General features: G+C 66.4%; 13 protein-coding genes. 5 read left to right on the plus strand and 8 right to left on the minus strand.

Going from position 1 to position 17,940, the window contains the following annotated elements; genetic code table 11:
- Positions 1 to 13 precede the first annotated feature (13 nt).
- Entirely contained in the window at positions 14 to 1,186 is a 1,173-nt protein-coding gene (locus FMM79_RS18115; RefSeq protein ID WP_148628842.1) for an AbrB family transcriptional regulator, read from the plus strand.
- 21 nt (positions 1,187 to 1,207) lie between these two features.
- On the opposite strand, the gene FMM79_RS18120 is transcribed toward FMM79_RS18115, so the two are convergent.
- From FMM79_RS18120 to FMM79_RS18145, 6 genes are all read right to left on the minus strand, one after another.
- Positions 1,208 to 5,968, minus strand: a complete 4,761-nt coding sequence (locus tag FMM79_RS18120; RefSeq protein WP_148629001.1) for an NAD-glutamate dehydrogenase domain-containing protein — start codon at positions 5,966 to 5,968, stop codon at positions 1,208 to 1,210.
- Between the two features lie 370 nt (positions 5,969 to 6,338).
- Positions 6,339 to 6,950 (minus strand): 3-isopropylmalate dehydratase small subunit, encoded by a 612-nt coding sequence (gene leuD / locus FMM79_RS18125; RefSeq protein WP_148628843.1) that lies wholly within the window; start codon positions 6,948 to 6,950, stop codon positions 6,339 to 6,341.
- Positions 6,947 to 8,398 carry a 3-isopropylmalate dehydratase large subunit gene (gene leuC, locus FMM79_RS18130; protein WP_148628844.1) on the minus strand — a complete coding sequence of 484 codons (1,452 nt, stop codon included), beginning with the start codon at positions 8,396 to 8,398 and terminating at the stop codon, positions 6,947 to 6,949. Before leuC ends, leuD begins: the two co-directional genes overlap by 4 nt.
- Positions 8,395 to 9,423 carry a zinc-binding dehydrogenase gene (locus FMM79_RS18135; protein WP_148628845.1) on the minus strand — a complete coding sequence of 343 codons (1,029 nt, stop codon included), beginning with the start codon at positions 9,421 to 9,423 and terminating at the stop codon, positions 8,395 to 8,397. Before FMM79_RS18135 ends, leuC begins: the two co-directional genes overlap by 4 nt.
- A complete protein-coding gene (locus tag FMM79_RS18140; RefSeq protein WP_148628846.1) occupies positions 9,420 to 10,187 on the minus strand; it encodes a cupin domain-containing protein in 768 nt (255 codons plus the stop codon). The genes FMM79_RS18135 and FMM79_RS18140 overlap by 4 nt, the downstream gene beginning before the upstream one ends.
- On the minus strand, positions 10,184 to 11,377 hold the full coding sequence (locus FMM79_RS18145; protein ID WP_240339300.1) for an NAD(P)/FAD-dependent oxidoreductase: 1,194 nt from the start codon (positions 11,375 to 11,377) through the stop codon (positions 10,184 to 10,186). Before FMM79_RS18145 ends, FMM79_RS18140 begins: the two co-directional genes overlap by 4 nt.
- Before the next feature lie 259 nt (positions 11,378 to 11,636).
- On the opposite strand from FMM79_RS18145, the gene FMM79_RS18150 reads away from it, so the two are divergent.
- Positions 11,637 to 12,512 carry a helix-turn-helix domain-containing protein gene (locus tag FMM79_RS18150; protein WP_205466726.1) on the plus strand — a complete coding sequence of 292 codons (876 nt, stop codon included), beginning with the start codon at positions 11,637 to 11,639 and terminating at the stop codon, positions 12,510 to 12,512.
- Here FMM79_RS18150 and FMM79_RS18155 read toward each other — a convergent pair.
- Positions 12,441 to 13,793, minus strand: coding sequence for an MFS transporter (locus FMM79_RS18155; protein WP_162528544.1), 1,353 nt, complete (start codon positions 13,791 to 13,793; stop codon positions 12,441 to 12,443). The genes FMM79_RS18150 and FMM79_RS18155 overlap by 72 nt on opposite strands.
- Before the next feature lie 163 nt (positions 13,794 to 13,956).
- On the opposite strand from FMM79_RS18155, the gene FMM79_RS18160 reads away from it, so the two are divergent.
- Positions 13,957 to 14,817 (plus strand): oxaloacetate decarboxylase, encoded by an 861-nt coding sequence (locus FMM79_RS18160; RefSeq protein WP_148628850.1) that lies wholly within the window; start codon positions 13,957 to 13,959, stop codon positions 14,815 to 14,817.
- Positions 14,818 to 14,898: 81 nt separating this feature from the next.
- Here FMM79_RS18160 and FMM79_RS18165 read toward each other — a convergent pair whose 3' ends face one another.
- A complete protein-coding gene (locus tag FMM79_RS18165; RefSeq protein ID WP_148628851.1) occupies positions 14,899 to 15,645 on the minus strand; it encodes a cupin domain-containing protein in 747 nt (248 codons plus the stop codon).
- Positions 15,646 to 15,817: 172 nt separating this feature from the next.
- Between FMM79_RS18165 and FMM79_RS18170 the strand changes: the two genes are divergently transcribed.
- Both FMM79_RS18170 and FMM79_RS18175 read left to right on the plus strand, forming a co-directional pair.
- On the plus strand, positions 15,818 to 16,561 hold the full coding sequence (locus FMM79_RS18170) for a cupin domain-containing protein (RefSeq protein ID WP_148628852.1): 744 nt from the start codon (positions 15,818 to 15,820) through the stop codon (positions 16,559 to 16,561).
- Positions 16,558 to 17,865: an SDR family NAD(P)-dependent oxidoreductase gene (locus FMM79_RS18175; protein WP_148628853.1), complete on the plus strand. Its 1,308-nt coding sequence runs from the start codon at positions 16,558 to 16,560 to the stop codon at positions 17,863 to 17,865. Before FMM79_RS18170 ends, FMM79_RS18175 begins: the two co-directional genes overlap by 4 nt.
- Positions 17,866 to 17,940 lie beyond the last annotated feature (75 nt).

The following is a 17,940-nucleotide window of genomic DNA, read 5'->3' on the forward strand; positions in this document are numbered from 1 at the left end:
CGGATTGCCGCAAATGCGAAAGATTGCATTTACCCGCGCCTGCGCGCAGAGCGATGAGATCAGCCCTCTCCTGCACTGCAGCGCCGGAACCCGCGTGACCCTTTTTCCTTCGCACCCGCAGCACTGGCTTGCTCTCATCGCCCTTTCGGTGGTGCTGGGCGCGGGCGGAAACCTGCTTCACATCCCGGCCAGCCTCATGCTTGGCCCCATGTTCGCGGCCATCGCCTTTGCCTTGCGCGACTACGAGATGAAGGCAAACTCGGGCCTCTTCGCAGTGGCCCAGTCCATCGTCGGCTGTCTCATCGCCTCCTCGATGGGGCCCGAGGTCGTCGCGCGCTTTGCCGCCGACTGGCCGATCTTCATCGGCGGCGCGCTTGCCACGCTCTTCGTCGCCTTCGGCACGGGCATCCTGCTCGCGGCCTTTCGCATTCTCCCGGGCGCCGTCGCAATCTGGGGTTCGGCCCCGGGCCTTGCGACCGCCATGGTGCTGATGGCCCGCGACAGCGGGGAGGATTTTCGCATGGTCGCCTTCATGACCTACGTGCGCGTGGTCATGGTGACGCTGGGCGCCTCGGCGCTGGCGATGACGCTGGGCGAGGAAAGCTCCGCGCACGCGGTCACCACCGCCTTGCAGCCCTGGTTCTGGCCGGTCGCGCCAATCCCCATGCTGGCGACGCTCGCTACGGCAGCTGCGGGCCTGTTCCTTGGGCGTCTCGTGCGCCTGCCCGCCCCCAACATCCTGGGCCCGCTGGTCCTGGGCACCATTCTCCATGCCAGCGGTGTTGTCGAAAGCTTCGCGGTCCCGCGCGCGCTCCTGGCCGTGGCGTACATGGTGGTGGGCTGGGGCATCGGTTCGCGCTTCACGATCGAGACAATCCAGCGCGCCCGGACAGTCTTTCCCGCCGTGCTTGTGGCGATTGCCGCGATGATGGGCACCTGTTTTCTGCTGGGCCTTGGCCTATCTCATATCGCGAACGTCAGCATCGCCACCGCCTACCTCGCGACGAGCCCAGGCGGCATGGATTCGATCGCCATTGTCGCGGCGTCCTCGCCCGTTGACGTGGGCTTTGTGATGACCCTCCAGACCGCGCGCATGGCCGCGATCCTGCTGCTCGGGCCCTGGTTGGCGCGCACCATCGCCAAGCGCTTCGTCCACCCGCGCGCGGCAGACCAGTCCGCAGACTGACCCACCACGCGCCAGCGGCGTTCAGCGCTTCAGCAGGTTGCGCGCCTGCACCGCGATCTGTGCGAGCATCGCGGGCGTGTGTGCGCCCGCTTCCTCGGCCCGCCGCACAACCGTGCGGAAGGCGGAGATCGCAGCCGCATTGTCGTGCGTCCACTGTGCAGTGGCGCCGTCGAGATCGGCCTTGCCTGCCTTGGTGCGCACCAGCGCCTTCAGGAAGTCAAGCCGCATCTGCTGGAAGTCGCGGGCAAGCCCCGCCACCAGCAGGCGCTCCCAGGGATCGGTCGGCGTCATCAGAGCCGCACTGGCCTGCGCCCAGTCGAGCCCCAGGCCTGCGCCCAGCGAAGTGAAGGCCTCTACCAGTTCGCGCGCCGGAATCTTCGTCTCGGCTGCAAGGTCGGAGATTCCGACCGCGCCGTCGAGGTCGAACAGGCGCGTCACAGCGCGGGCCTGCTCCTCGGGTGCGCCAAGCCCACGCAGGCTCTCGAAAATGCGCTTCGACTGCCCCTGTGCGTGTTCGCCCAGAAGGTCGTAGACGTTGGCCTTGAGGACTTTCATGCCGCCCTTGAGGCGGTCCTTCAGTTCACCCGGCGCCACGCGTCCTGCCCCGGCGCGCAGGAGATCGGCCATGTGCGAACGCATCGCGCCGGCCGTCCGGTCAAAGAGGGCAAGGCGCGCCTCCTCGGGCATCTCTGCGCTTTCCAGCTGGCTCCACAGATCGCCCAGATCGAACATGTCCTCGGCCAGAACGAAGGCCGCGGCCATTTGCCCCAGAGTTGCCCCCTCTTCCTCGGCCACTTCGAAGGGATGGACGAGGCCAAGGCGATTGACGATGCGGTTGGCAAGTTTGGTCGCGATGATCTCGCGCGCAAGGCGATGTTCGCGGATGAAAGGCTTGTACTTGGCCTGCATCGGCTCGGGGAAAGCCTCCACCAGCATCGGGGCCAAGGTCTCGCCATCGGGCAGCGAGCTATTCTCGATGGCGTCCTGCAGGACCAGCTTGCTGCTGGACAGGAGAACGGCAAGTTCGGGACGGACCAGGCCGCGTCCGTCCTGCCCGCGCCGCACCAGCGTCTCGTTCTCGGCCAGCCCTTCGGTCACACGGTCGAGGTTGCCACCTTCTTCCATCATTTCGATGAGGCGGATATGCGAGTGGACCGTGTCCGCTCCGCCGCGCCCGGCGATGGACAGGGCAAGCGCCTGGAGACGGTTGTCCTCGAGCACGATCTCGGCAACCTCGTCGGTCATGTCGCGCAAGAGCGCCACGCGCGCCTTTTCGGTGAGCTTGCCCGCGCGGCGCGCAGCGGCCAGCGCGATCTTGATGTTGACTTCGTTGTCCGAGCAGTCGACGCCCGCCGAATTGTCGATGAAATCGGTGTTGATGCGCCCACCGCGTCCCTCATCGCCCTTGAGTGCGAACTCGATGCGCCCGGCCTGCGTGACGCCCAGGTTCGCGCCCTCGCCGATGACCCGCGCGCCCACCTCGTTGGCGCTGACGCGCAGCGCGTCGTTGGCGGGATCGCCGACAGTTGCGTTGTTTTCGCTCGAGGCCTTCACGTACGTGCCGATGCCGCCGAACCAGAGCAGGTCGACCTTCGCCCACAGGATCGTGGAAATCAGCGAATCCGGATCAAGCGCCTCGACCTCAACGCCCAGCGCCTTGCGGATTTCCGGGCTGAGCGGGATCGACTTCATCGAGCGCGGGAAAACCCCGCCGCCCTTGGAGATGAGCGACTTGTCGTAGTCATCCCAGCTCGAATGGGTGAGTTCGAACAGGCGCTTGCGCTCATCCCAGCCGGTCTGCGGGTCGGGCTCGGGGTCGATGAAGATATGGCGGTGGTCGAAGGCCGCCACCAGCTTGATCGCCTTGGAAAGCAGCATGCCGTTGCCGAACACGTCGCCCGACATGTCACCGCAGCCTACGACACGGACCGGATCGGTCTGCACGTCGATTCCCATTTCGAGGAAGTGGCGCTGCACCGAGACCCAGGCACCGCGCGCGGTAATGCCCATGGCCTTGTGGTCGTAACCGTTCGAGCCGCCGCTCGCGAAAGCATCGTCGAGCCAGAAGTCCTTTGATTCCGCGATGCCGTTGGCCACGTCGGAGAACTTGGCCGTGCCCTTGTCCGCCGCGACGACGAAGTAGGGGTCCTCGCCATCGCGGATCTCGACGCATTCCGGGTGGACGACCTTGCCCTCGACGATGTTGTCGGTGATCGAAAGCAGCGTTGCGATGAATATCTCGTAGCTGGCCTGCCCTTCGGCCGCCCAGCCCGCACGGTCGCGCGACGGATCGGGCAGCTGCTTGGGATAGAACCCCCCTTTGGCGCCGGTCGGCACGATCACCGCGTTCTTGACGCGCTGCGCCTTCATCAGGCCCAGGATTTCGGTGCGAAAGTCGTCGCGCCGGTCAGACCAGCGCAGACCGCCGCGTGCGATGGGCCCGGCACGCAAATGGATGCCCTCGACCCGGCGTGAATAGACGAAGATCTCGCGCCAGGGCAGCGGCTTGGGGAGGCCGGGAACGCCCGCGGAATCGAACTTGAAAGCGAGCGCCACTTGGGCATGGGGTGCAAAGGCGTTGGTGCGCAGCATGGCCAGCACGAGGTCGCGGTAGGCGCGCAGCAGACGGTCATCGTTGATGGCGCCGACCCCGGCCAGGCCTTCGCGGATGGCGTCTTCGGCGCTAGCCTGCGCGGCCTTGCGGTCGCCCTTGAAGTCAGGCTGGTGCAGCGCGCGGAAGAGGTCGACGATACCGAGTGTCACCTTGGGCGCGCCGAGCAGCGCCTCGACCACGGTCGCGATACCGAAGTGCATGCCGCCCTGGCGCAAGTAGCGGTAGAAGGCGCGCAGCCAGTTGGCCTCACGCTTGGAGAGGCCAAGTCCCGGCACCAGCCGGTTGAACGCGTCGTTCTCGCCCTCGCCGTTCAGGACCGCACACAAGGTGTCCTCGATCATGGGAGCAAGGCCCAGGACCGCATTGGGGTCGGTGCCTGCGGGAAGTTCGAGCGTGAAGTCGTGGATCGTGCCGATGCGGCCCTGATCGAGCACGGTCGGCACTTCGGCCAGGACGCGGAAGCCGAAGTTCTCAAGCGCGGGGACCGCATCGGAGAGCGGCAGCTGCCCCGCGGCCTGGTAAATCTTCAGGCGCAGGTTGCCCTCTTCGTCCTGTTCATGCGCATAAAGACGTGCGTCGCGCTGGCCCGTGGCCCGCGCAGCCTCGCCCGCGTCACCGACCACGATCTTGCGCATATGCGCGACATCGATGGCGGCTTCGGCCGGGCCGTACTCGCTGCGGTAGCCAAGCGGGAAGGCTTCCGCATAGCGGCCCGCGATGGCATTCGCGCGCGCCGGTTCAAGCTGCTGGGCAAGGACGGCGGCAACCGCCTCGGTCCAGCCGCGCAGCAGCACCTGGAGGCGATAGTCGAGCTGGGCCTCGTCGGGCTCCTGCACACCTTCGCGAATGTCGAAGGTGTAGCGCAGCATGGCCAGACTTCCCGATTCGACCACCAGAGTCCAGTCGAGCGCGGGCGCGTTGGCCGCTTCCTCGACCAGCGCCTGAATACGGTGGCGCATCTTGGTCGATACCAGGTCGCGCGGCAACCAGATGAAAGCGAAGAGGTGGCGCATGAGCGGCGCGGTCGCAAGCAGCAGGCGGGGCCGGGGCCGGTCGACAAGGCCCGTCATCGTGCCCGCCAGTCGTTCCACGTCGGCATCTTCCAGACCGAGCACGAGGTCATGCGGCAGGCTGGTCAGCGCATGCGCCAGCGCCTTGCCGGTATGGCTGCGCGGATCGCAGTTCATGTTCGAAGCGATGCGCGCGAGCACGCCACGCAGGCGCGGTACGCGGTCAGGCGGCGAGGCCAGCGCCTCGCTGGTCCAAGTGCCCGCATGGACCGAAAGCGCGGTGACCTTGCCTTCCTCGACCACGGGCACGAGAAACAGGTCGAGCGGGACGCGTCGGTGCACGCTCGACACGCGGTTGGCCTTGATCACCATCGGCGCTGCCAGCTTGCCCTCGGCAAGCTGGGCATCGAAGGTCGCGAAAGCGCGCTCGTAGCTGGCATCGGAGAGAAGCGTCTTCACCCCGCGGCGGCAGATGCCCAGGCGCTTCGAATGACTTTGATCGCGTCCGCGCGTGACGTGCCCCAGGATCGTGAGCATGCCCGAGGCGAACCACTCCAGCAGGGCGGCACCTTCACGGTCCATGATGGTGGAGGCGTCCTCGTGGAGGGCATCGACCATGCGTGGCCAGTCCGCGACCGCGCTGCGCACGTCGGTCAGCATCGCTTCCAGGGTACGCTTGAGTTCGCCGCGCTGGCGGGCATCGACGCGCGCCATCTCGATGTAGATCATCGATTCGCGCGTAAAGGCCTCGTCATGGCCATCGGGGCCGAAGCGCGAGAGCCTACCATCTGCCTCGCGCGCGACATTGACGATGGGGTGCACCAGGCGGTCAATCACGAGGCCCAGCGCGGCAAGCGCGGCCGCAGTCGAGTCGACCAGGAAGGGCATGTCTTCATTGATGAGCGCCACACGCAAAAGCGGGCGCTCCTCGCCCGCCGAGGCCACCTCGACCACGCTCTCGCCATCCTCGCGCGTCTTCGCCGCATCGAGCAGGAACGCCGCAGCGTCATCGATCCAGGGCTCATCCTCCGCGCCGTCACCGGGAAGGAGCCCAGCGCGGATCTGCTCGGCCAGGATCTGCGCCAGATCTTCGCTGCCACGCGATGATCTGGTCGCCTTGGCCGACTTGGCCTTCGAGGTGGTCTTGCCTTCACTCATCATCGTCTCCGCCCAATTGCCGCGTCTTGCTTCGGCTCTTGCCCCTGTGCCGGGAACAAGGCCTGCGCGCGCTTCGGGTTCCCTTCTTGCAAAGGGTTTGTTTCCGTTCGACTTGCACGGGCCCCGGCACTTGTCCGAGATACCCGGCGCGAGGCCGTCCGATACCACGTGGTAACGCCGGTTCGACGCCGAACCAAGAGCTTCACCATGCCCGACTCCGCGCAAGACGCGAAATTTACGTATGCCTTTTTATGATTTTCGTTCGACCATGCGCAACTAACTTAAGTTGCATTTTTCGCGGACACAGAAAAGGGCGGCGAAACCCATGCTTCGCCGCCCTTCCTGATACGGTCTGTGCCAGCCCTTCGCCTCAGATGGCGAGCGGCTCGTAAAGCCAGGGTTGCGCGGCGCGCTGCCCGTCCTCGAAGGTCGAGATGGCAGCGCCCCAGCGGCTCTGGATCATGCCGGTTTCGTCCCAGCCCTTGAGCAGACGCTCGCGCGCGTTGTCCGAGATCTCAAAGTCGATGACCTTCTCGCCCGCGGTAACGGTGCGCGCGACCAGATCGACGCTCAGTTCGCCATCCTTGCCGAGCGTGGCCAGTTCCTCGACCGTCGCGGGATCGAAGACGATGGGCAGGACCCCGTTGCGCAGGCAGTTGGCCTGGAATATCTCGCCAAAGCTTTCCGCGATCACACAGGTGATCCCAAAGTCCTTGATCGTCCAGACCGCCTGTTCGCGGCTCGATCCACAGCCGAATTCGCGACCTGCGATGAGAATGCCCGCGCCGCGTTCCTTGGCCTCGTCGATCGGATTGGCAATCGCGTTGCCTTCGGGATCGACGCGGCGGTCGGCGCAGAAGTACTGCCCCAGCCCCTCGCGCTGCATGATGAGCAAGAAGCGCGCAGGGTAGATGATGTCGGTGTCGATGCGGTTCTCGCGCAGAAGCAGAACCGGGCTGGTCAAGCTTTCAAAAGGCTTCATGCCGGGATCTCCTCGAGCATGCGGACATCGGCGATATGGCCGGTCACGGCCGCAGCGGCGGCCATCGCGGGGCTCATCAGGTGGGTGCGCCCTCCGCGGCCCTGACGGCCCTCGAAATTGCGGTTGGAGGTGGATGCGCTGCGCTCGCCTTCGGCGAGGCGGTCCTCGTTCATCGCCACGCACATCGAGCAGCCCGCCATGCGCCAGTCGAACCCGGCCTCGGTAAAGATCGTGTCGAGGCCTTCCTCTTCGGCCTGCGCGCGCACAGCCATAGAGCCGGGCACCACCAGCGCACGTACGCCAGCGGCAACCTTGCGGCCCTTGGCGACGGCAGCGGCGGCGCGCAGATCCTCGATGCGGCCGTTGGTGCAGCTGCCGATAAAGACGACGTCAATGGCGATGTCGGTGACCGGCATGCCCGCCTCAATGCCCATATAGGCGAGCGCCTTGGCATGCTGGCGTGCGGCCTCGGCGTCTTCGGGCGCGCCCGGCACGGTGCCGTCAACGGGCGCGGAGTCCTGCGGGTTGGTGCCCCAGGTAATCTGCGGCGCAAGCGCGTCGAGATCGAGCGAAACCGTGCGATCGTATTCCGCGCCCGGATCGCTGGCGAGAGTGCGCCAGTAGTCGGCTGCCTGCTCGAACATCGCGCCCTGCGGGGCCAGCGGACGGCCGCGCAGATAGTCGATGGTGGTTTCATCCGGGGCGACGAGGCCGATGCGCGCGCCCGCCTCGATCGCCATGTTGCACAAGGTCATGCGCGCGGCCATCGACATGGCGCGTACAGCCTCGCCGGTGAATTCGACGGCGCAGCCGGTGGCGAAGCCTGCGCCGTAGCGCCCGATGAGCGCCAGCGCGACGTCCTTGGAGGTGACATGGTCACCCAGCGTGCCGGACAGTTCGACCTTCACGGTTTTCGCGCGGCTCTGCACAATGGCGTTGGTGGCGAGCACGGTCTCGCAGTCGCTCGCCCCGATGCCGAAGGCGAGCGCGCCGAAGGCGCCGTGGGTCGAGGTGTGGCTGTCGCCGCAGGCCAGCGTGATGCCGGGCAGCGTGAAACCCAGTTCGGGGCCCATGACGTGGACGATGCCCTGGCGCGCGTCGCCGAGCGGCACATAGGGAATGTCGAACTCGGCGACGTTGGAGGCCAGACGCGCAACCTGCGCGCCCGCCGCGCCATCGTCCTGCGCGATGCTGAGCCGATCGAGCGCGGTCGAGACGGCGTGGTCGGGCACGGCAAGGTGCGTTTCCCGGCGGTGGACCGAGCGTCCGTTGCTGCGCAGCGCCTCGAAGGACTGGTGCGTGCTGCATTCGTGCAGCAGGTGGCGGTCGACGTGGATGAGAGCCGCGCGGCTTTCCTCACCCTCTCCTTCGGCTCCGGGCACGACTTCGATGACGTGGCTGTCCCAGAGCTTGCGATACAAGGTGCGCGGGGCACTTGCGGTTGTCACGCGGTCTCTCCGATCTCGATAATGACACGCCCGACATCGCGGGCTTGAGGTCCGGCCAGCAGACTAAATGCCTCGGCCACGTCATCCAGCACGAAGCGCCGAGTGATCGTAGGGCGGAGGGAGAGTTGCCCACTGGCGATGAATTCGAGGACTTGCGCCTGTCCCGCGCCCGCCCGCACGCCCAGGATCTCCAGCTCGCGCTCGACGATCTGCCAGTTGGTCACGGGAAGCGCCCCCCCGCCCGTCAGCGCGACACGCGCGCCGGGCGCGGCGACCGCGAAGGCCTGCTCCACGCCCCAGACCGATGCGGTGGTCTCCATCACCGCATCGAGGCCTTCGGGGAAGGTCTCCAGCACGCGGCCGGCAACCGCTTCGCCGTGCGCGCCGATCGGGAACAGGTGGCCCGCGCCCAGTTCGCCGGCCAGTTCGGACCGGCGCCCGCTGCCGCCGATGGCCACGACATCGAGGTCGAGCGCACGGGCCATCGCGACCGCGCCCAGCCCCATTGCGCCCACGCCGAGGATGCCGACCCTGTCCCCCGCTGCAAGCCGCATGCGGCGAAAGGCATTGAGCGCATCGACGGGGCCGGCCAGCATGGCGGCATCCTCGAAGCTGACCGCATCGGGCAGCACAGCCAATTTGCGCGCGGAGACCAGCGTGTACTCCTCGCAGCAGGTCTGGCGTGCGGGCGTGCAAAACGCAGGGTCAAGGCACAGGTTGTGCCGTCCCCGCGCGCAATTCGTGCAGATTCCGCAGTGGTCGAGCGCGAGCGCGCTGACCCGGTCGCCAAGGGCCAGCCCCTCCACGCCCGCACCCAGTTGCGCGACGATGCCCGAGAAGTCCGCGCCGATGCCGACCGGGTAACTCTTCACGTAGCGCCCGCCCCGGTTGAGGTAGGTCCCCACGTCCGTGCCGTAGGGCGCATAGGCCATGACCTGGACGAGAACCTGTCCCGGGCCCGGCTCCGGCCGGATGACGTCCTCGACGCGGATGTCCCCCGGAGCGTGGAGCCGGGCGGCCTTCACGAAGCCGCTCCGAAGGTCCAGACGAGGATACGCGCGCCCTCGGGACTGGCGGTGGCGCCCAGCAGCGGGGTGTCGGACGCGCCCACGGTATAGTCGCCTGCCACCCAGCTCTTGCCCGCGCCTTCCAGCGTGCCGTCCAGGACATAGGCTTCCCAACTGCACCCCAAAGCCGCCGCCTCGCCCTGCCAACCGGCTGGCACGAGCGCCTCGAACGTGCGCGCGCCGCTGCGTGGATCGGCGCTGAAGGCCTTGATTGTCCACACCTCGGGCAGCGCCGGGTCGGGCCGAGGCGAAATATCGGCGATGGCAAGTTCAAAGACGTGACCACGCCCATCATCGGCCTCAGGCAGGGGATACTCGATCGGCTGCTCGGGCTCGTGGATCAGCTGGAGCGAGAGCAGCCCATCGCTGCGCACGAGAGCCAGCGCGCCTTCCTCGGAGCGTTCATCGTGGCCGTGCACGATGTGGCCCGGGCGATAGAAGTAGACGCCCTTGCGGAAGTAGTGGTTGCCATCGAGCGTCACCGAACCCTCGAGCATGTAGACTTCCTCGAAGGCGTCGTGGAAATGCGCGACGCCCCCGCCACGCCAGCCTTCGGGGATGTAGACAAGGTTGGTGACGTGCCCGGTCTCAGGGTCCTCACCCAGCTTGCGGCGCTTGAGGCCGTGGGTGCCCAGCATCTCCCATTCGAGCGCGTTGCCGCGCACGCGGTGAAGCGGGGCCGGCGCCTTGCACAGCGCCGGATCGGGGATCTGGGTGGTCATGCGATTTCCCTTTCCTGTTGCAAGCTGGAGAACATGGCCTGGCGTAGCAGATAGGCGCGGCGCGCCTCCGGATCGGCCTGGACCGCACGCATCTTCTCGCGCTTGGCGGCGAGCGCGGTCTGGTCGGTCTCGCCCATGTTCTCCATGTTTTCGATGGTCTGGGCCTGGATGAACGAGCGCGTGACAGCCTGGCGCTGGCGCTCGAACTTGGCAAGCGCTTCAAAATCCGCGCCCTTGCGCAGGATCATCCAGAGCTTCTCGGCCAGGTTCCAGCCATCGTGAATACCGCTGTTCATACCAAAGCCGCCGAGCGGGTTGTTGAGGTGCGCCGCATCGCCGATGATCGCCATGCGGCCCTCGACGAACTTCTTGGCCACCCGCTGGTGCACGCGGTAGATCGTGCGGTGCGTGGTCTCGACATTGCCGTGCCCGACTATGCGGTTGAAGACCTGGTCGGCGTTGGCGTCGCTGATGAGGTCCTCGTCGCTGACATCGCCGTCGCCGGGCACCAGCACGCGCCAGATGCCCGGCACCTTGAGCAGGACCAGCCATTCGTCGGGATCGCTGATGTAGTTCACGTAGTCGAGGTCGGGAATGCTCTTTTCGATCTCGAGCCGGGTCGACATCGAGACGAACTTCTCCTCGTAGGTAAAGCCGTCGAATTCCGCCCCGATGACCTTGCGCACGACCGAACGCGAACCGTCCGCGCCAACAAGGAACTTGGCCGCGATCTCGCGCTGGACACCGTTCTGTTCGACCGTGGCGACAATGCCCTCACCATCCTCGCGCGCATCGAGCAGGCAGCAGCCGAAGTGGACGTCCATGCCGTCCGCTTCCTGCACCTTGGTGGCCAGGTGCCTGGCCAGGTAGTGCTGCTCGCACTGAAGGCGGAACGGGAAGCGCGTGAGATCGGAAAGTTCGGTCAGGTCGAAGCGCAGGGCCTCGCCGCTGCGGCGGTCGCGCATCTGGTAGATCGGCGCCTTCAGGCCCATCCCGATCAGCGGCTCGGCGGCGTCTATCTCGTCGAGCATTTCGAGCGTGGAGGCGTGGATCGTCGAAGCCCGAAGGTCATGGGCGCAATCGGATTCCTGTTCGATCAGGGTGACCGAGATGCCCATTGCCGCAAGGCGCGCTGCGCAGGTCGCGCCGACAGGGCCCGCGCCCACGACCAGGACTTCGCATCTATTCATGATTGCCTCGTACTCCATTGTGCGTTCTCCCGGCTTTCCGCATTGGTGCCGGGAACCAAGGTCTTGCACCCGGCGCAGGCGGGTAAAACGTCAGGCCATTGCACCATCCGTATCGCGGCATGGGACAGGCAGCAGCCCACCAGCCACACGCCCCAATGTTCACACCATGAACATTTTCTTTCGCCAAGCGGTGGATCTGCTTGACTCAAAGTCGCTTTCGGCAAACTTTTTTGATCCAGATCAATGCAGCAACCGCGAGATGCCCGTGCCTGAATTCGTCGCTTCGCCCGTCGCGTCCCCCGCCGGAACCGAGCCCTTCCGGGGCAAGGACGTGATCCAGTCGCTCTCGCGCTCGATCAATGTGATCCAGGCCATCAACCGCTACGGTTCGCTCGGCCTGACCGAGATCTCGAGCGCAGCGGGCATTCCTTATCCGACCGCCTATCGCATCGTGAACACCTTGATCGAGGAAGGCCTGATCGAGCGCGAACCCACGCGCAAGCGCTACCGCCCGACCGCCCTCATCCAGACGCTCTCGTGCGGTTTCCAGAACCATGATCGCCTGGTGAACGTGGCGCGCCCCTTGATCCGGGGCTTTACGCGCGACTACCACTGGCCGCTGAGCGTCGTGACCCGGGTGGGAAGCAAGATGGTGGTGCGCGATTCCACAAGCACCCAAACCACGCTCACCTTCAACAACTACTATCCCGGCTGGCAGGTGCCGTTGCTGGCTTCGGCGTCCGGGCAAGTCTTCTTCTCGTTCTCGGACGAGGCCGAACAGGCCGACCTGCTCTCCCAGTCGCAGCGCATCCACGAGCCACTCGACACCATGATCCTGCGCGACTTCCAGAGCGGCAAGGCGCAGGTCCGCATCCGCGAATGCGGCTACGCGGCAGTCGCGCGCACGCCCTATTCGGCAACGCCGGGCAAGACCTCGTCGATTGCCGTGCCGATCTTCGATGGTCACGGCGATCTGCTGGGCGCGCTGGCCTTCGTCTATTTCGCCAATTCAATGCCGCTCAGCCAGGCCATCGAACGCTACCTGGAACCGATGCTCGGGGTCTCAGCCCGGATCGCCGATGGCCTCTTCGCCATGGGCGACGGCATGCCCGCCTTCCACGAGGCGGCGGAATAGAAAGGCCGCCAGCGCCGCGCCGGCAATGAGGCCGGCGCAGATAAGGAAGCCGGGGCGGTAGCTGCCGAACAGATCGAACAGCCGCCCCGCCACGAAAACGCCCGAGCCCGAGGCGATCGATTCAAAGACGATGAAGGCCCCTGTCATCTGCCCCAGCCGTGGCCCGGCGAAGGAATTGGCGATGACCACTTGGGTGAGGACATAGCAGCCCGCCCAGCCAGCCCCCAAAAGAACAAGCCCCGCAAACGCGACCACCGGCCCGCCAAGGCTGAGCAGCAGGGCGCCGGTAAGCAGCAGCATCTGCTGCGAATTCCACACCCGGTTGGTGCCCCAACGCTCGGCCGCCGCGCCCACCAGCACCTTACCGAACAGTCCGGTCAGGAACACCAGCGTCATGCCCAGAGCGGCCATGCGCGCACCCAAACCGATATCCTGAAGGTAGAGGAAGAGGTTCAGCAGGAAGGCGGTCGAGGCAAAGAACGTCCCGAACGTCGCCGCGAGCAGCAGCGCCAGCGCCAGCCGATGGTGCGGCACTTGCGCGAACGCGCCCAGAAGCGGCCCCGAAACCGCCGACCGACCCTGACCCGACCCGCGCGTGTCCGGCATGGGAGAGCGCACCAGTACCGCGGCCACGGGCAACAGCGCCAGCGGGATGATGGCCGCCACGCGCAGGACGCTGCGCCAGTCCGCCTGCTCCAGCGCGAAGACGGCGAGCGAGGGGAAGATCGCCGCGCCGATGCTCGTGCCCGAAAGCGCAACCGAGGTCGCGAGCGTGCGCAGCCCCGAGAACCGCGCGCGCACCATCAGCACCACGATCACCACGTGCGAGGAGGCGAAGGACAGCCCCAGCAGTCCATAAAGCGCATATATCTGCCCGATGCTGCGCGCATGGCCATAGGCGGTCAACGTAAGGGCCAGAAGCACCAGACCCGCGAGCACGATCCGCGAGGGCCGCACACGCGTCGTTAGAAATCCGATCGCCAGCCCCGACACCCCCGCCGAAAGCAGGAAGATCGTTTCGCGCAGCTTGAGCGCACCCCGGCTGATCCCAAGGTCTGCCAGGATCGCGCTGTCGAGCGCGGGCAGGCCCGACGTGATGATGCCGTGGCACACGGTCATCACCATGAGCAGCCCGGCAATGAGGGCCCAGGCCCCGGCATCGGGCATGGCGTCAGGCTGTACTTCGGGCGCGTGCTTGCCATCATTGGGGACAACACGCGAAACAGGAACGGGCTTCTGGGTCATGTCCGGAGCGTGACGCGCACGGACGCCCTTGACCATCGCGCGCATCCCGTCTCATCCGCAATACGGATAGACTGCCCTATCCCGGTTGTGGCGCCTGCCCCGAAACCGCAGCCGAAGTGCAAAGCCACGCCCCTGTTTCCTGCCCTCGCGCCGTGCCCTTGCGTCGTGTCCGGGCAGAGCGAAGATAAAGGAAGACACGATGCAGGACACCCGCCTCTACGACATGGTCAAGTCCGGCCAGTTCGTCACGGCCCCCGGCATTCAGGACATGATCACCGCGGTCATCGCGCGCAAGGTCGGCTTCGATGCCGTCTACGGCAGCGGCTACTGGCTGACTGCCAGCGGCCTGGGCCTCCCTGATGCGGGCATTGCCTCGGTGACGCAGATGGTCGACCGCATGGAAAAGCTGGTCGAAAGCGCCAAGACCCCGGTCATTGCCGATGCCGATACCGGCTTTGGTGGCCTCCTCAATGTGCACCACACCGTCCTTGCCTATGAGAAGGCGGGCGTGGCCGCAATGCAGATCGAAGACCAGGAATTCCCCAAGAAGTGCGGGCACACGCCCTTCAAGCGCGTGATTCCGGTCGAGGACATGGTCGAGAAGATCAAGGTTGCCTGCGACGCGCGCAAGGACGAGAAGTTCCTCATCATCGCGCGCACCGACGTGATGCAGAGCGGCGGCTACAACGCTGTGGAAGACCGCATGGGTGCCTTCGCCGAGGCGGGTGCGGACATCCTCTTCCCCGAGGCGCTCACCAACACCGACGACATGCGCCGGATCTGCCAGAACATCGACAAGCCGATGCTCGCCAACATGGCTGATGGCGGCCTGACCCCGATCCGTCCGGTCAGCGAGTTGGAAGAGCTCGGCTTCAAGATCGCCATCTTCCCGGCGATGACCTCGCTGGTCGCCGCGCGCGCCGTGGAAGTCTCGTTGCAGCGTCTCAAGGAGACCGGCACCAGCCTCGAAGGCCCCGAGCTCTTCGACTTCAAGGAGTTCTGCGAGCTGATCGGCTTCGACAAGGTCTGGGAATTCGAACGCAAGTGGGCGAAGGACTAAGCCTTAGCCCATAGTTGCGGATTATGTCCGAACACGAAAACGCCCCGGCCTTCACGCCGGGGCGTTTTCGTTTGCACCCGCTCAGTTCTCGCGCGGCGTGGCCAGGTGCAGATCCCAGGGGCCGTCGTGCCACTCCAGGAGTAGGCAGCCCCCCTCGGTGCGCTCGTTGAAGCCGTGAATCGAGCGCGCGGGGTTCCACAGAAACGAACCGGCGCGCATGGGCCGGGTATCGTCGGGCTGGATATCGCCCTCAATGCAAAAAATTTCCTCTTCCACCGGATGCCAGTTGCCTCCGCCCACGCCGCCAAAACGCGGCGGCACCTTGAGCAGGCGCGTGTCCGCTCCGCTGCGCGCATCGAGCCAGAGGACGCGGCGCTCGAAGCCTTCCAATAAGCGCCCCTCGATCACCGGCACGAACGGTTCAATGCTGTGGCAATCGGCGTGCAGGACCGGCTCGGGCGAGGCCCCTGCCACCGGCGCATCGACGATGACGATCCATTCACTTTCTGTGAGCACTTCGATCTCCAGCGGACGATCGCCGGGAAGCGCGGCGAAGCCGAAAGGCCCCAGTGTGGTTTCGCCGATCCGCACCTGTCCCTCCAGCACGAAAAGCTGCGTCAGCGCTCCGTCTGCCCGGGCGCTCGTCGCCTGCCAGCCCTTCGCCGGGCTTGCCAGCGCGCTGCGCAAAGTGCCGTCGGCAAGGCGGCGCAGGACACGGCCCGGGAGTGCCGCCCCGCCCCAGGGCGCCAGCGTCTCGGGAGGCAGGTCTTTGCGGTGGACGCACTGCGAGATGTCGTAGGTGAGGTCAGGAATGTCTTCTGTGCTCACGGGTCTGTCCTTGCACAACCGGAATGGGCCCGCGAGACTGCGCGCATCATGGCCGGCTGCCAAACCCTCCCGGCCACCTCATCCGCCATGCGGAGCCCCACCAAGCACCGCTAGTGCGCCTTTCGAAGTTCTGGGAGCATGGCGGAAAATCAAGCTGATCGGAGATTTTGCCATGAGGCCACGCGTAGTCGATCTTAGGGTGGACGAACTTGCCTGGGAACCGCTCGGCCCGCCCGGGCTCTATTCGCGCCTGCTCAGCCGCGACGAGGAAACCGGCGCGCGCACGGCCCTCCAGCGCATGGTCCCGGCCGATGGCTACACCGCGCCGGACACCGCACACTACCACCACACCTACGAGGAGTTGCTGGGCGTCTCGGGCCGCTTTAGCTTCGATGGGCGCAATTGGGTCGAGGCGGGCGCCTACCTGTTCCATCCCCCGCGCACCGTGCATGGCTTTGCCAGTACCGTGCCCGAGGAATCGACCTTTCTCTCGCGCGTCGGGCGCCAGCTCGACTTCAATTTTGTGCCCGAGCCCGAGCAGGACGACCTCTACCTTGCCGAAGGTGCCCTTCCCCCGCGCGCGCCCGTCGCGCTGGAGAAGGACGCCGCACTGGACGGGTTTGCCTCCAGCCGGTTCCTCGGCGCGGACGTGGAGGCGCGCCTTCTCAGCGTCGATCCCGAAACCGGCGAAGGCAGCGCCTTCGTGCGCCTTCCTGCGGGCTGGAAATCAGCCCCCGGCGCGCTTCCCCACTACTTGGAGATCTTTGCGACCTCGGGCGCCATCGGCGTCGACGGGTCTCCGGCCGTGCCGGGACGGGCCTACTTCTTCTATCCGCCCGAAGAGCCAATCAACGCGCTGGAAGCCCAGGAGCCAACGCTCGCCTATGTGAACTTCGGCGGAGCAATCAGCCTGTGAGCCGCGCCCTCATCGTCAACGCGGCCAGCCCCGAAGGCGCGCTGGCCGCAGCCGCCCTTTCCGGTCACGACCTTACCACTCTGGATGCGGGCCTGCCCGACCAGGCTGCCTGGGACGACTTTGCCGCCAAGGCCGAGGCGCAAGGGCACGGCTTCGACGTGATCGTCCACTGCCCGCGAGGGGGCGAGGGGCCGGACGGCGTCGAGGACGAAATCCTCTCCGCCTGGCTCACCGCCAAGTTCGCAAACCGCATCTGCGCGCCGGGCGAACCGGCCCTCATCACGCTCCTGCGCCAAGCAGAGGGCACCGGCGCCATCGACACCGAGGCTGCGGCCAATGGTATCCGCTACGCCACCTGGTCGGCCATGCTCGATGCCTCGAAGCGGGACGTGCATCTGCGTTCGAACCGGCTCACCCTCGCGCCCGGCACTACGCCCGAGCAGATCGTGGCGGCACTGCAGATGCTGGCCGACACGCGCGCCAGCTTCATCGCGGGCGCCGACATCAGGCTGGAACCCGCTTCCGGCACGGCGCCTTCCACCTCGCTTGCCGGAAAGGCGGTCCTTGTCACCGGGGCCACGTCGGGCATCGGGCGGGCCAGCGCCATCGAGATCGGCCGCCAGGGCGGCTTCGTCTTCGTGGGCGGACGCAAGCCCGACCTCGCCGAGGAAACGCTCGCCCTCGTGCGCGAAGCCGGGGGCGACGGGGCCTTTATTCGCCTCGACGTCACCGATACGAGCGCCTGGGAAGCGGCCGCCGCGACGATCCGCGAACGCCATGGCGCGCTCAACGGCCTCGTCAACAACGCGGGCGAGGCCAAGAACCTGCCGATCGAGGATCTTAACGAGGATGTGCCGCGCTTCCTTGTCCAGCTCAACTACGGCGGATCTCGCAGGGGCATGGACGTCCTGCTCCCGCTGCTGGAGGCAGGACAAGGCTCGGTCGTCAACGTGGCGAGTGTCGCAGGGATGCGCGCCGGATTCGGCGGATCGGCCTATGGCGCCTCGAAGGCCGCGATAATCGGTCTCAGCCAGAGCTACGACCAGGCCATCGCCGCCCCGCGCAAGGTGCGGGTCAACGCCATCCAGCCCGGCCTCATCTGGAGCGACAGCGTGACAGATTCGCTCGGCGAAGAAGGCGCGCGCCAGTTCCGCGCGATGATCGAGGGCAAGACCCCGATCGGCCGCGTCGGCACGCCCGACGAGGTCGGACGTTTCGTCGCCTTCCTTGTCTCGGACGCGGCCGCAGGTATACACGGCCAGGCCCTGCCGGTCTCGGGCGGGCTTGAACTCGTCCATCCCTGAGCCTGCTCAAGGGCACGAAAAAGGGGCGCAGCGCCACATCGCGCTGCGCCCCTTCGCGCATCCCTTTCCGGCCTA

It is taken from the genome of Novosphingobium sp. BW1, from assembly GCF_008107685.1.
Taxonomy (GTDB): Bacteria; Pseudomonadota; Alphaproteobacteria; order Sphingomonadales; family Sphingomonadaceae; genus Novosphingobium.